Origin of the sequence: Ottowia oryzae (genome assembly GCF_003008535.1) — a bacterium.
GTDB lineage: Bacteria > Pseudomonadota > Gammaproteobacteria > Burkholderiales > Burkholderiaceae_C > Ottowia > Ottowia oryzae.
Genome location: NZ_CP027666.1, coordinates 3,534,398 through 3,548,342, shown reverse-complemented (window position 1 = coordinate 3,548,342; position 13,945 = coordinate 3,534,398). Strand labels below are relative to the sequence as shown.

Below are 13,945 nucleotides of genomic sequence, written 5' to 3'. Positions count from 1 at the left end.
GGCTGAGGGGTTGAAGAACTACTGATCGGCTTCGCTGATGCGCTGCAGCGCGTAGCGGTCGCACACCACCAGGCCGCCCGGCTCGACCCGGATCACGCCCTCGCGCTCCATGGTCTTGAGCTCCTGGTTCACGCGCTGGCGCGATGCGCCCAGCAGCTGCGCCAGCTCTTCCTGCGCCAGCTGCAGGGTGATGCGCCATTCGTCGTGCGACGACAGGCTGGGCACGCCGTAGCTGCGGATCAGGTGCCCGATCTGCTTGGCCAGGCGCGCGCGCAGCGGCAAGGTGTTGAGGTCTTCCACCTGCCCGAACAGCAGCCGGATGCGCCGCGCCTGCAGCTTGAGCAGCGCTTCGTACAGCTCGGGATGCAGCGCCAGAATTTTCTGGAAGTCGGCACGCGCCACGTTCAGGATGGTGGTGGCCCCGTGCGCATACGCATCGTGCGTGCGCCGGTCGCCGTCGAAGATCGCCACGTCGCCAAACCAGATGCCCGGCTCGACGTAGGTCAGCGTGATCTGCTTGCCCGTCAGCGTGGTGGACGACACCCGCACCGCTCCCTTGGCACACGCGATCCATTGATCGGGTGGCTCGCCGCGGGCGGCGATCAAGTCGCCGTCTTGGTAGCGTCTGACAAAGGCGCATCGAAGTATGTCGTGCCGAAGCGAAGGAGAGAGGGAGGAAAACCAGCGACCGGTGTTGATCGCCTCACGTTCCTCCATAGTAAGAATGGGGTCGTCCATGGTCTGTCTTTTGGGTGACTTCGAATCCGGTGATTGTCGCGCCGGAGACCTGCGGCCCCTCAGTGCGGCTGCAGCGCGGGTGCAGTGCGGGTGCAGTGCGGGCGCGGCTCAACGCGCGCCGTACCACCGTGGGTACAGATCAAACTGGCCGCTGGCGCCCGTGCAGCTTGCGCCAGCTGCTCTTTTATTCGTAGCGCGGCTTTTCTTTGGCCAGAAAGGCCGCAATGCCGATGCCGCCATTGGCGTGGTGCAGGTTGCGCACGAAGTGATCGCGCTCCATCGCCAAATGTTCGTGCAGGCTTTGCTGGCCCGCCTCGCCCACCAGTTCCTTGATGCTGGTCAGCACGTTGGGTGCGCGGTCGGCCAGGTGTTCGGACCAGGCCAGCGCGGTGGTGAGCGCCTGGCCAGCGTCGCACAGGCGGTTGACCACGCCCAACTCGTGCAGGCGCTGGGCGCCCAGGCGCTCGCCCGCCATCAGCAGCTCGGTCACCAGCTGGCGGGGCAGGGCGCGCGCCAGGCTCCAGCTGCCACCGCCGTCGGGCGACAGGGCCACGCTGCTGTAGGCCATGACGAACACCGCGTTGCGTGCGGCCACGATCAGGTCGCACGCCAGCGCCAGCGAAAACCCGGCGCCCGCGGCCGGGCCTTCCACGGCGGCGATGACGGGCTTGGGAAAGGCGCGGATGGCCTCGATCCAGTTGTGCAGGTTCTCGATGCTTTGCGCCTGCACTTCGGGCGGCTTTTGCCGGTTGGCCTGCAGCCGCTGCAGGTTGCCGCCGGCGCAAAAGGATTCGCCTTCGCCGCGGATGACGACGCAGCGCACCTCGGGGTTGGATTCGGCCACGTTCAGCGCCTCGACGCCCGCGGCGTACATCTCGGGGCCCAGGGCGTTGCGGTGTTCGGGATTGTGGATGGTCAGCACCATGGTGCGGCCATCCACCACGCTGCGCAGTTCGGCGGTCATGCGGCGCATTCCTTCAGGGTTGCAAACATCGGGGCAGGGCGGGCGTGGCGGCGCGGGCTGCTGCGGCGCGGCGCCGGATTCTGGGGGGCGTTGGGCAGCGGTGGGGGCCGCTTATTCGGGCGTGGAAGGGTCGCCGTCAGCGCCGGGCGCGGCCTCGGCCTGGCGGGCCAGTTCTTCGTCGCTGAGCGGGGGCAGCTCGTCCAGCTCGGCGATCTGCTGCAGCTCTTCGGGCGTGCGGCCGGTGCCGGGCAGCAGCGCGCGGTCGATCTCGGCCTGCAGCAGGGCGCCTTCGTCGGCGATCAGCGGCTGCGGCGTCGTGGCCGAGTCGGCCGTGGGCCCCGGCTTGGCCTTGGCCAAGTCATCCAGTGCTTTGGCGAAGTCACCGTCTTTGGGTGTGATGCTCATCGAAGTCTCCTTGGCGACATTTGCTATCACTTGAGTAGCTGCTGGCGCGCTGTCAGCAAGCGCTTGAGGCCGATTTGACCACAAGTCCAACGCCCGGGCGCTACGCCACAGTCGGTGGCTGCCGAAGACGCTGGCACTGTCTCAAACGCCCGCCAAGCGCACGCCCCATCAACGAACGCCATGCCCGGACCCGCGCCGGGCATCGGCGTTGTCCCCCTCGCGCAGCAGAGGGGAAGCCGCGTCAGCGGCTCAGGGGGTGTTGCTTACTCTTCCTCGTGCATCAGGCTCAGCCCGATGGCGCCGCGGCGGCGCAGCCAGGGGCTGGGGCGGTAGCGCGGGTCGCCGTAGACGGTTTGCAGGTTGAACAGCACTTCCAACACGTTGGTGGGGCCGAACTTGTCGCCCATGGCCAAGGGCCCCAGCGGGTAGCCCAGGCCCAGGGTGACGGCGGTTTCCAGGTCTTTGGGCGTGCACACGCGCTGCTGGCACATGTCCGCCGCGATGTTGATGATGGTGGCCACCACGCGCTGGGTGACAAAGCCGCCCGAATCGCGGATCACGCTGACGGGCTTGCCATCGCGCGCGAACAGCGCGTGCGCGGCGTCGCGCATGTCGGCGCGCGTGGCCGGGTTGGTGGCCAGCACGCGGCGCTTGGTGGCGCTGTCGTCGATCAGCATGTCGATGCCCACGGTGCGCGCCGGGTCCAGCCGCTCCACCACGGCGACGGTGGTCACGTCAAAGCCCAGCGGCGCTACCAGCGTCAGCGCCTGGGGCGAGGGCGATTGGCCCGTCTCGATCTTCGCGCCCAGGTCTTTGAGCAGCTGGTACAGCTCAGCCCGGCGCGCGGCGCGGGTCGACACCCACACCGGCGGCATTTCGGCCACCACGGGCACGGGAGGCTCGGGCGCGATCTGCGCGGCGCCGTCGACGTAGCTGTAAAAGCCGTCGCCCACCTTCTTGCCCAGCACGCCGCCCGCCAGGCGCTGCGCGGTGATCACGCTGGGGCGAAAGCGCGGCTCTTCGTAGTACTGGCGGTAGATGGATTCCATCACCGGGTGCGACACGTCCAGCGCGGTCAAATCCATCAGCTCGAACGGGCCCAGCTTGAAGCCCACCTGGTCTTTCAGGATGCGGTCGATCGTGGCGAAATCGGTCACGCCTTCGCTGACGATGCGCAGCGCCTCGGTGCCGTAGCCGCGCCCGGCGTGGTTAACGATGAAGCCAGGCGTGTCGCCCGCCTGCACCGGGGTGTGGCCCATCTGGCGCGCGTAGTCGGCCAGCTGGCGGCACACGTCGGGCGAGGTTTTCAGCCCGGCGATCACTTCCACCACCTTCATCAGCGGCACCGGGTTGAAGAAGTGGTAGCCGGCAAACTGCTGCGGGCGCTTCAGCCCCGCCGCAATGGCCGTCACCGACAGCGACGAGGTGTTGGTGGCCAGCACGGCGGTGGGCGCCACGATGTCTTCCAACTCGGCGAACAGGCTCTTCTTGACGTCCAGCCGCTCGACCACTGCTTCGACCACCAGGTCGCACCCGGCCAGGTCGGCCAGCGTGGCGGCGGCCTTCAGGCGCTCTTTCTGCGCGGTGGCCTGCTCGGGCGTCAGGCGGCCTTTTTCAACCAGCTTGTTCCACTGCGCGCCCAGCGCTTCGCGCGCTTTTTCGACGGCGGCGGCCTGGGTGTCAAAAAGAACGACGGTGCTGCCGGCCTGCGCCGCAATCTGGGCGATGCCGCGGCCCATGGCGCCGGTGCCGACGATGCCGACGGTGGTGAAGAGGGGGGCTGAAGTGCTCATGCGCTGAATTATGGGGCAGCATGGCGCGCCAGTTCATCAACGCTGGTTGCTATCAGATAAGTAGCTGCCAGCGCAGGCTGAGACTGCGCCAGCGGCCTAAAAGATGCTTAGCGCCTGACCTGCAGCGCGCCGGGGTTGACGATGTTCGTCGGCGTGCCGCGCAGGTAGCTGAGCACGTTGTCGAACGCCGCGCCGAAGTACAGCTCATAGCTGTCCAGCTCCACGTAGCCGATGTGCGGCGTGCAGATGCAGTTTTCCAGGCGCAGCAGCGCGTGGCCTTGCAGGATGGGCTCGCTCTCGAACACGTCCACCGCGGCCATGCCGGGGCGCCCGCGGTTCAGGGCGCTGACCAGCGCGTCAGGCTCGATCAGTTCGGCGCGCGAGGTGTTGACCAGCAGCGCCGTCGGCTTCATGCGGCCCAGGTCGGCGAGCCGGATCATGTGGTGCGTGGCGTCGCTCAGCCGCAGATGCAGCGACAGCACGTCCGACAGCGCGAAGAACTCCTCGCGCGTGGGCGCGGTGGCGTAGCCGTCATGGCGCGCGCGCGCCATGGATTCGGGCGACCCCCACACCATCACCTGCATGCCAAAGGCGCGGCCGTAGCCCGCCACCAGCTGCCCCACCCGGCCGTAGCCCCAAATGCCCAGCACGCGCCCGCGCAGCGCCGTGCCCAACCCGAAATTGGCGGGCATAGAGGCGGATTTCAGCCCCGACTGCTGCCACGCGCCGTGCTTGAGGTTGCCGATGTACTGCGGCAGGCGGCGCGCCGCCGCCATGATCAGCGCCCAGGTCAACTCCGCCGGCGCCACGGGCGAGCCCACGCCTTCGGCCACGGCGATGCCGCGCTCGGTGCACGCCGCCACGTCCACGTGGCTGCCCACGCGCCCGGTCTGCGAAATCATGCGCAGGCGCGGCAGCTTTTCAATCAGCTGGCGGGTGATATGGGTGCGCTCGCGAATCAGCACGATCACCTCGGCATCGCGCAGCCGCACCGACAACTGGCCCAGGCCCTTCACGGTGTTGGTATAGACCTTGGCGGAATGGGGCTCGAGCTTGGTCGCCACGGCCAGCTTGCGCACGGCGTCCTGATAGTCGTCGAGGATCACGATATTCATCCCGCCATTGTGCCGCCGCCGCGCAGCGGCCATGGGATCGGGCGCGCCAGGGCCGTGGCGCCTGCAGGGTGAGCGGCGAAATCGAAGTGGGGCTGCGCTGCTCGCGGTGCGCGGGAACGTGATCCGCTGTGGCTGGCTGGCTGGCTGGCTGGCTGGCTGCGCCGCTCTGCGCTGCGCTGGCCGCACCTGGCGCTTTGCGTCTTCGCGCGGCCTGTGCAGGGTTGGGCCGGTGCGCAGCGCAGTGGCGAGGCGCGTTGGTGCGGCGTCAAGGCGCCGCGCTCGATGCACCCGATGCTCTGCAATAACCCTTAGCCGCACGCTGGACGATGCGTACGCCACAGAGACCCCGACCGCTTTGGATGCTGATGCGCATCGGCCTACGGCTGAGTTCACCTCGCGCAATGTTGCGGGCTGCGGCGCCAAACACTCAGCAGACCGAACATGCGGCCTGAGGCGCATCCGTGTCAGGCGCTGGTTATGGGCCGATCAGGGTGTGAGCCGCTCCGCTGTTGGTTGACAGTCCTGCGCTGTCGCCCGCCGTGGGCCGATCAGGCGCGCAGCGCCATCGCGTCGGCCACCGCCTCGGCGCGGGCCAGGCGCTCCAGCTCGGCGCAGACATCCACCAGCCGTCCCGTCAGGCGCAGGCTGCCGGGACGGCTGGGGTTGGGCGCACTCACCGCCCTACCTACGGCCGCGACGCTGCGCACCGGGGCATCCGTCGCAAGTAGCGGGCGGGCAGGCGTCTCGGCAGGTGCAGGGGGCTTTGGGGCGCCGCCCACACGCTGTGCGGCTCGGCGTTGGGCTGCAGCCACCCACGAAGCAGGCGCTAGAGCAGTCGGGGCAGCGGACGAGCCTGCTGCTGTGGACGACGAACCGGTGTCGACCGGGGCCGCCACGCGCCACCGGGCGCGGCGGTAAGCCGGGATGGAGCCGCCAGCGGGCATATCCGCCAGATAAATGACGTTGGAGGCAACGATGCTGGCTGCGGCGCGGGGGGCGGCAGCGTTCAGCGCCGCGTCGGAAATCGCTTGGGTACCCATGTAAAACCTTTCAGGCAATGTAGGTTGGACATAGGCGAGATTGATGTTCGGGAAGGCGGTGAAGCCATCCCTTTCGCGCCGCCGTAGGGTGTGGGCAAGAAACCAGGCGCCCTGAGGGCACGGTGGTCTTGCCTGCACGCCCGCCACCTGCAGCGGCGCGAGTGGGGTCGCGCTACAGCAGCATGCTGTTGCGGATCAGGCCAACGGCCAGGCCTTCGATCTCGAACGGTTCGCCGGGCTGCACCACGATGGTGGGGTAGTCAGGGTTTTCGGCGTGCAGCTCGATCTGGTTCTTCTGGCGGTGAAAGCGCTTGACGGTGACGTCATCGCCCAGGCGCGCCACCACGATCTGGCCATTGCGGGCCTCGCGCGTGGACTGCACGGCCAGCAGGTCGCCATCCATGATGCCCGCGTCGCGCATGGACATGCCGCGCACGCGCAGCAGGTAGTCGGGCCGGTGCACGAACAGGCTGGGTTCTATGTGGTAGGTCTGGTCGACGTGCTCTTGCGCCAGGATGGGCGAGCCCGCCGCCACGCGGCCCACCAAGGGCAGCGCCAGTTGCGCCATGCCGGGCAGCGTCAGGCTGAAGGCATCCGAGCGGGCGGAGCCGGGGCGGCCCGAGCCCTTGAGCCGAATGCCGCGCGAGGTGCCGCTGACCAGCTCGATCACGCCCTTGCGCGCCAGCGCCTGCAAATGCTCTTCAGCCGCGTTGGCGGATTTGAAGCCGAGCTGCGCGGCGATTTCGGCCCGCGTAGGCGGAGCGCCCGTGCGCGCGATGGCGTGCTGCACCAGCTCCAGAATCTGTTGCTGGCGGGCGGTGAGCTTGGGACTGTCGGTCATGGAAGGCCTCCGTCGGACGCGGTTGGGGGTTGCGCCCCACTGTGTTGATATCCAGTGCCTGTATTTTTAACCAGTTCCTTGGCGATTGCAAGCGGGTGGCCAATCCACCGCATCCCGACCCACGCATCCGTCAGCGCGCAGGTGCGTCTGCCCCCGGTTTGGGTGACCACCCGCTGCACCGTGACGAAAAACAAAAAGGGCATCGGCTTGTGCAGCCCATGCCCTTTTGTGTTGGCGATGCAAGAGGCGCGCCGTCCGCCGGTACGCCTCGCGCCGGGCAGCCCAAGCGGCCCGGTGGCTGGCCTCAGTTGGCCAGCGCCTGCAGTGCGCGCGCGGTGATTTCCTCGACGCTGCCGGTGCCGCTGATCTTGCGGTACTTGGGCGCGGCGGACGGCTCTTTGCCGGCCCATTCGCTGTAGTAGCTGACCAGCGGGCGGGTCTGGTCGTTGTAGACCTGAAGGCGCTTGCGCACGGTTTCTTCCTTGTCGTCATCGCGCTGCACCAGCGGCTCGCCGGTCAGGTCGTCCTTGCCTTCGGCTTTGGGCGGGTTGAACTTGACGTGGTAGGTGCGGCCGCTGGCCGGGTGGCTGCGGCGGCCGCTCATGCGTTCGATGATGGCGTCGAAGGGTACGTCGATTTCCAGCACGTAGTCCAGCTTCACGCCGGCCTGCTTCATCGCTTCGGCCTGCGGAAGGGTGCGCGGAAAGCCGTCAAACAGAAAGCCGTTGGCGCAGTCGGGTTGGGCGATGCGCTCTTTGACCAGATTGATGATCAGCTCGTCGCTGACCAGGCCGCCCGATTCCATGACGCCCTTGGCTTGCAAGCCCAGCGGGGTGCCCGCTTTCACGGCGGCGCGCAGCATGTCGCCGGTGGAAATCTGGGGAATACCGTACTTTTGCGTGATGAAGGCCGCTTGCGTGCCTTTGCCGGCGCCGGGGGCGCCCAGAAGTATCAATTTCATCTCTCTCCTCGGGTATGTGGGGCCGGTGCGGGGGCAGTCGCTGTCAGCACGCGGGTCAAACCATCTGGCGCCGGACCAGCGTGCCCGCGCCTGCACGCCGCACTCGGCGGTTTCCAATCAAGAATATCACGCGCAAGCCCTCAATTGCCTGACGCGCCAGGGGTGCGTTGCGCCTTACGCCCACAGGCGGCGAACGCGCTCCAGATCCTCGGGCGTGTCCACGCCGGGGCCGGGCGCGGCGCTGGCGATGTGCACGGCAATGCGGTGCCCGTGCCACAGCGCGCGCAGCTGCTCCAGCGCCTCGCACTGCTCCAGCGGCGCGGGCGCCATGCGCGGAAACGCCCGCAGGAAGGCCGCGCGGTAGCTGTACAGGCCGATGTGGCGCAGCGGGGCGGGCGCGGTGGGCAGCTGCGTGATGCCGCCGGCAAAGCCGTCGCGCCACCAGGGCAGGGGCGCGCGGCTGAAGGTGAGCGCCAGGCCCTGCGCGTCGGTGATCACTTTCACCACGTTGGGGTTGGTGAATTCTTCTATGCTTTCGATAGCTTGCGCCGCAGTACCCATCTGCGCTGGCGAGCGTTTTGACAGCAAACCGGCCACCGCGTCGATCAGCGCCGGGTCGATCAGCGGCTCGTCGCCCTGCACGTTGACCACGATGTCGTCGCCCGTCAGGCCGAGCTGCTCGCAGGCTTCGGCCAGGCGGTCGCTGCCGCTGGGGTGGTCGGCGCGGGTGAGCAGGGCGCGCACGCCGTGGTTGGCGCAGGCGGCGGCGATCTCTGGCGCGTCGGTGGCCACCAGCACCTGCGCGGCGCCCGATTGCTCGGCGCGCTCGGCCACGCGCACCACCATCGGCTTGCCGGCGATGTCGGCCAGCGGCTTGTTGGGCAGGCGCGTCGAGGCCAGGCGCGCGGGGATGAGGACGGTGAAGCTCATGGAACGAGAGGGTTAGGCGCTGGGCGCGCGAGGGGCCCAGGCAAGCGGGCGAACGAAGCGAGCATTGTGGCGCGGCTGCGGGCCAGGCTCACCGACCCGCGAGCCAGCGGGCCGAAGCGCCTGCTACCGGGCGAATAGGCCCATCAGCGAACAAGGCAGCCGGCCAGTCGGTCATCAAGGTCAGCGCGCGCCAGCGCAGCATCGAACCCTAAGATACTATCTATTTTGTAGCTGCCAGCGCTGGTGCGTAGGTCGCCAGGGGCTGATTTCATTGGAAACCTGAATCGCCCCCTGTGCATGAAAAAGGGCGGCGGCTCGTCCGCCGTCGCCCTTCCGCTGTTGCCCCCGCCAGCGCGCGCCGCGGCGCTATTGCACGGAGATGCGCTTGGCCGTGGCCGAGGCGTCGAACAGCAGCACGCGCGGCCAGTTGGGCCAGGCGGTGCCCAGCGCCGCGTCGTTGGGGTCGCCGCTGCGGGCGAACGCGGCCAGTGCGCCCATCATCGCGCCCGACAGTGCCTCGCGCCCGCCTTGGTTGGCGTCGGTCACGATCACGTTCGCATACAGCGACGGGCCGAAGTTGCCCAGGATGAAGGGCACGTCGAACGCGTGCGCGGCGCCGTACACGTCGTTCCAGGGGGCGGCTTCCTGCTTCCAGTCAAAGCGGTAGGCCCACACCTGGCCGGGCGTTTGCGTGATGAAGGCGTTGAGCATGTTGTCGCGCAGGGCGCCGAAGAACTTGGCGTCCAGCTCGGCGATGGCCGGGTCGTACGCGGCGCCGTCGGGGTAGGCCGGGTTGATGATGTCGCCAAAGGTGGCCGCCTTCACCTTGGCCGGGTCGAACAGCACCGAGAACAGCTGCGCATCGTTCAGCCTGATGCCCGCCGGCCGCCCCACCAGCGGCAAGAACGACGTCAGCAGCTTGCCCTCGGCGTTGGTCATGCCCGCCAGCAGCGGCGTCTTGACGTAGTCACCCGCCAGGATGGCGGCAATCGGGTCGGTGGCGACCACCGTGCCTTCGGGAATCGGCCCGCTGGCGGTGCTGTTGGGCAGCGCCCCCATGGTGCGCAGGCCTACCGTCAAAAGCGTGCTGGCGGGTTTGGCGCGCAGGTAGGCGGCGATGTCGGCGTGGCTGTGCCCTTGCACCCAGGCGGTGGCGGCTGCGGCGTCGGCGGCGGTGCCGTCGTCGATCAGCAGCTTGAGCAGCAGCACGTTGGACAGCGCCTCGTACGTGGCCACCGTGTTCAGCGCGGGGATGTAACCGTTGTTGCCCGCCAGGTTGTTGGCGGGCTGCGGAAAGCCGGGGCTGGTGGCCACCGAGATGCCGCCCGACAACGGCGCCAGCTTGTGGAACAGCCCCGCCGTGCGCTGGCCGGGCGCGGTGGCCACCGCCAGGATGTTGATGGCGCCGGCGGATTGGCCCGTCAGCGTCACGTTCTTGGCGTCGCCGCCGAATTCGCCGATATTGTCTTGCACGAAGCGCAGCGCTTGTGCGATGTCCAGCAAGGCGTAGTTGCCCGATTGGTCTTCGGGCGTCAGCGTGGGGTCTACGGCCGTGTCGCGCAGCGCGGGGTGGCGGAAAAAGCCCAGCTGCCCCAGGCGGTAGTTGGCGCTGACGACGACCGCGTTGGCCTTCTTGGCCAGCGCCGCGCCGTCGTACACCGGGTCGCCCGAGTAGCCGGTGACGTTGCTGCCGCCGTAGATGTAGACGATGACGGGCAGTTTTTTTTCGCCACTGGCGGGGCGCCAGATGTTCAGCGTCAGGCAGTCTTCGCTGCCCGGCGTGTGGCCGCTGGCCAGGTTGTCGCCCACGGTGGCGTCAAACGTGTTGTTGTTGCCCGGGCTGTAAAGGCGCGGGTTCTGGATGCACCCGGCGCCAAAGCGCGTGGCGTCCAGCGTGCCGGACCAGGCCAGGGGCGGGCGCGGGGCCTTCCAGCGCAGGGCGCCCACGGGCGGCTGCGCAAACGGCACGCCCTTCCAGAAATAGGTGCCAGAGCGGGCGCTGTCGTCCACGCCCTGCACGTCGCCATAGCGGGTGCTGCGGTTTTCGGGGTTCACGTCGTCACTGCCTCCACAGGCGCTGAGGGTCACGCTGGCGGCGGCCAGCGCAATGAGCGTGCCCTGGCGCACGCGGCTGAGAAACGTCATGGCTTGTCTCCGTCGCTGTCGTTATCGAGGCGCAAGCCATCGTAAGCGGCAGCGGCGCAAGCCGGCCATCGGGGTTTGCCATTGCCATGCGGCGCGGCGGGGTTTCAGCCCACCAGGGGTGTGCGGGGCGGCAGCGCTTCCAGCTCCGCGTCGCTCAGCGTGCGCGCCTCTACTTCCAGCATGATCGGGATGCCGTCGCGCACGGGGTAGGCCAGTCGGGCCGAGCGTGAGATCAGCTCTTGCCGCTCGCGGTCAAAATCCAGGGGCCCCTTGGTGACGGGGCAAACCAGCAGTTCCAGCAGTTTCGGGTCCATGGCAATACGTGGTGGTGGTGTGGTGGTGTGGTGGGTTGCAGCCTGCATTGTCGCTACAGGCGGTGAAGCGGTGAGGCGGGCCGGCGGTGAGGGGCGCTGGCACGCGCAGTCAGTGCGCCGCCGTTTTCGACAGCAGGTTCATGACCAGCACGCCGGCCACGATCAGCGCCATGCCCAGCAGCGCCCAGGCGTCCAGCTTTTCGCCAAAGACTATCCAGCCCACCGACGCGATCAGCACGATGCCCAGCCCCGACCAAGTGGCGTACACCACGCCCACCGGAATGGCGCGCAGCGTGAGCGCCAGCAGCCAGAAAGACACGCCGTAGCCCGCCACCGTGACCAGCGAAGGCGCCAGCCGCGTGAAGCCGTCGCTGGCCTTCAGCGCGCTGGTGGCGATCACTTCGGCCACGATGGCGATCAGCAGGTACAGGTAAGGGGACATGGTTGCGAACGCCATCGGCCAGGGCCAGGCCAGCGTGCGGCCATGATAGCGGCCAAGGCCTGCGGCGCCCGCCGATGCAGGTTGGCGGCAGGGGTTTGCAGCCCCGCCGATGGCGGTACGCCGGGATTTGAATAAAAACAGCCTCTGGCGCACGCTGCACCAGCGCTGGCAGCTATTAAAAGCAGAGCGAATCGGTGGTGCGGCGGTGCCGATAGGGCGCCGGGCCGGCGCGCCGCCCTACGCCCTATGCACGCCCCCGGCAGCGGGCAGTTCAGGCCCCAGCCGCCTTGGCCGCCGCCCCGCTCACCACCCGTTCGCCTGACCGCCCAGCAGCGCCGTGGGCTGGTACGCCTGCGAAGCCAGGCAGTCCCACCGAATCTGCCAGCAGCCGCCGGGCAGCGTGGGCGGCGGCGCCGCATCCGGCTCAGCCCGCCACTCGCCCGACAAGCCGCCCGGTGTCCGCGTCACCCGCCACGTGGGCGCCAGCCGCCAGGCCAGCTTGAGCACGGCCATCTCCAGCGCGTCCGGCGAGGGTGTATCTGGAGTGGATGCATCCGCGTGCGCGACGAAAAAGCGCACATTCGCCTCGGCGCGGCCTTGCCACATCAGCCGCTCGACCAGTGGCTCGATCGCCTTGAAGCCGCCCGCCCGCTCCAGCTTGCGCAGCATCACGCCATGCTGCGGCCCGCCGTAGACGACGTGCCACAGCGTGCGCGGGGCGGGGGCCGATGGCTGGGCCGTCACGGCGCCGGCGCGGTGGGTGGGCGATTCATGCTGTGGCCCCGGCCACGCTGCGGGCTTGAAACCCCATGGCCGCCAGCTGCGCGTCCAGCGCGTTGAAGAAGGCGGCGGGCACGCCCAGCACCAGCGGCACCGCCAGCGCGTCGGGGCGCAGGCGCCAGAGTTTCACCGCATCTTTTTCGGTGCAAACCAGGGTTTCGCGCTGGTCTGGCGGGCGCCGCCAGCTATCGAAATCGTAGTGATCGGGCAGTGCCACGGTGTCGTGCAGCGTCAGGCTCACGGCGCGCAGCATGTCGAAAAACGCCTCGGGCCGCGCAATGCCCGCCACCGCCACCAGCCGCGTGTCGGCGCCACCCAGCGTGGCCAGCGGCACCGTGCTGCCGTCGGCGCGCACGGCGTCGGGCGCCAGCGCGCGGGTGGCTTCAAAGGCCTGCGCGCCGGGCGGCAGGGCCAGCGGCGGGCCTGGCTCGGTGCGCAGCACCCAATCGACGGGGCGCGGCCAAGGCTCGCGCAACGGCCCGGCAGGCAGGTGCCAGCCGTTGCCGATGCCGCGGCGGTCGAACACGGCGATCTCTACATCGCGCGCCAGCTTCAGGTGCTGCAGGCCGTCGTCGCACACCAGAATGTCGACGCCCGGGTGCGCCGCCAGCAGGGCGCGCCCCGCGTCGGCGCGCTGCGCGGCGACGAAGACCGGCACGCCCGCGCGCTGGCGCAGCAGAAGGGGCTCATCGCCCACCGTGCGCGGGTCGGACGTGGGGGTGACTTCCAGCGGTGCATCTGGGGCGCCTTCGCCCGCCGCCCGCCTGTAGCCGCGCGACACGATCCCCGGCCGCCAGCCACGCGCCTGCAGGTGGCGCACCACGGCCAGCGTGGTCGGCGTCTTGCCCGCTCCGCCGGCCACCACGTTGCCAATCACCATCACGGGCACCCGCAGGCGCTGCGCGCGGCGGCGCTGGCGGCGCCTGTCCCAAACTGCAACGGCGCCGAAGATCAGCGACAGCGGCCACAGCGCCCACGCCAGCGGGCCGCGGCTTTGCCAGGCGGTGCGAAGGCGATGGTCCAGAGAGGAGGCGGAAGTCATGGGTGGATGAGACGGCGCGCGCCGTGGGCGAGACACCGCGCGCTCGCGCGGGCAGTGTGCCATGGCGGCAGGCCATGGGCGCCGTTCGCCAAGCGCGCCGGAACCTAACTGACGCCAGCGATCACGGGCGGCTTCGACTTTGGCTGGGCTCGCCGCTCAAGGCGGCAGCGCGTGTCGCGAGCGTCCAGATGGATGAATCGCTGTCAGGGCATTCGCCGACTAGCGTGGTTGTAGCGGTGCACCTGGCAACCCAGTTCGCGTAAGCGAACCCCTTCGCGCGTCTCGGAAGTGATGGCGATGTCGTCCGTGCTAGAGAGGCGGTCGGCTGTGAATCGAACAGACTGCCCGCCAGCGGCCCAACCGGCAACGGGCGCCGCGAGCGCCCGCCAATCGCCGAACCCGATTCACTATCAAAAAACTAGCATCTCGCCCAAC

14 protein-coding genes are annotated in these 13,945 nt (G+C 69.0%); all 14 read right to left on the bottom strand.

Annotation, left to right across the window (positions count from 1 at the left end; genetic code table 11):
- Positions 1 to 18: 18 nt before the first annotated feature.
- Positions 19 to 738, bottom strand: coding sequence for a Crp/Fnr family transcriptional regulator (locus C6570_RS16240; protein ID WP_106704144.1), 720 nt, complete (start codon positions 736 to 738; stop codon positions 19 to 21).
- 184 nt (positions 739 to 922) lie between these two features.
- Complete coding sequence (locus C6570_RS16235; protein WP_106704762.1) at positions 923 to 1,702, bottom strand: oxepin-CoA hydrolase, alternative type; 780 nt, start codon at positions 1,700 to 1,702, stop codon at positions 923 to 925.
- 111 nt (positions 1,703 to 1,813) lie between these two features.
- On the bottom strand, positions 1,814 to 2,107 hold the full coding sequence (locus C6570_RS16230) for a hypothetical protein (RefSeq protein WP_106704143.1): 294 nt from the start codon (positions 2,105 to 2,107) through the stop codon (positions 1,814 to 1,816).
- A 263-nt stretch (positions 2,108 to 2,370) separates the two neighbouring features.
- Positions 2,371 to 3,900 (bottom strand): 3-hydroxyacyl-CoA dehydrogenase, encoded by a 1,530-nt coding sequence (locus C6570_RS16225; RefSeq protein WP_106704142.1) that lies wholly within the window; start codon positions 3,898 to 3,900, stop codon positions 2,371 to 2,373.
- Between the two features lie 107 nt (positions 3,901 to 4,007).
- Positions 4,008 to 5,015, bottom strand: a complete 1,008-nt coding sequence (locus C6570_RS16220; RefSeq protein WP_106704141.1) for a D-2-hydroxyacid dehydrogenase family protein — start codon at positions 5,013 to 5,015, stop codon at positions 4,008 to 4,010.
- A 548-nt stretch (positions 5,016 to 5,563) separates the two neighbouring features.
- Positions 5,564 to 6,055, bottom strand: a complete 492-nt coding sequence (locus C6570_RS18030; RefSeq protein ID WP_123812283.1) for a hypothetical protein — start codon at positions 6,053 to 6,055, stop codon at positions 5,564 to 5,566.
- Between the two features lie 172 nt (positions 6,056 to 6,227).
- Positions 6,228 to 6,896 carry a transcriptional repressor LexA gene (lexA, locus tag C6570_RS16215; RefSeq protein WP_106704140.1) on the bottom strand — a complete coding sequence of 223 codons (669 nt, stop codon included), beginning with the start codon at positions 6,894 to 6,896 and terminating at the stop codon, positions 6,228 to 6,230.
- 304 nt (positions 6,897 to 7,200) lie between these two features.
- Entirely contained in the window at positions 7,201 to 7,857 is a 657-nt protein-coding gene (adk, locus tag C6570_RS16210) for an adenylate kinase (protein ID WP_106704139.1), read from the bottom strand.
- A 174-nt stretch (positions 7,858 to 8,031) separates the two neighbouring features.
- Complete coding sequence (kdsB, locus tag C6570_RS16205; RefSeq protein ID WP_106704138.1) at positions 8,032 to 8,787, bottom strand: 3-deoxy-manno-octulosonate cytidylyltransferase; 756 nt, start codon at positions 8,785 to 8,787, stop codon at positions 8,032 to 8,034.
- A 366-nt stretch (positions 8,788 to 9,153) separates the two neighbouring features.
- Positions 9,154 to 10,932, bottom strand: a complete 1,779-nt coding sequence (locus tag C6570_RS16200) for a carboxylesterase/lipase family protein (RefSeq protein ID WP_106704137.1) — start codon at positions 10,930 to 10,932, stop codon at positions 9,154 to 9,156.
- Between the two features lie 104 nt (positions 10,933 to 11,036).
- Positions 11,037 to 11,246 carry a Trm112 family protein gene (locus C6570_RS16195; RefSeq protein WP_106704136.1) on the bottom strand — a complete coding sequence of 70 codons (210 nt, stop codon included), beginning with the start codon at positions 11,244 to 11,246 and terminating at the stop codon, positions 11,037 to 11,039.
- Positions 11,247 to 11,355: 109 nt separating this feature from the next.
- Complete coding sequence (locus C6570_RS16190; protein WP_106704761.1) at positions 11,356 to 11,688, bottom strand: SMR family transporter; 333 nt, start codon at positions 11,686 to 11,688, stop codon at positions 11,356 to 11,358.
- A 303-nt stretch (positions 11,689 to 11,991) separates the two neighbouring features.
- On the bottom strand, positions 11,992 to 12,432 hold the full coding sequence (locus C6570_RS16185; protein WP_106704135.1) for a hypothetical protein: 441 nt from the start codon (positions 12,430 to 12,432) through the stop codon (positions 11,992 to 11,994).
- A 25-nt stretch (positions 12,433 to 12,457) separates the two neighbouring features.
- Entirely contained in the window at positions 12,458 to 13,510 is a 1,053-nt protein-coding gene (gene lpxK, locus C6570_RS16180; RefSeq protein WP_106704134.1) for a tetraacyldisaccharide 4'-kinase, read from the bottom strand.
- Positions 13,511 to 13,945: the final 435 nt, after the last annotated feature.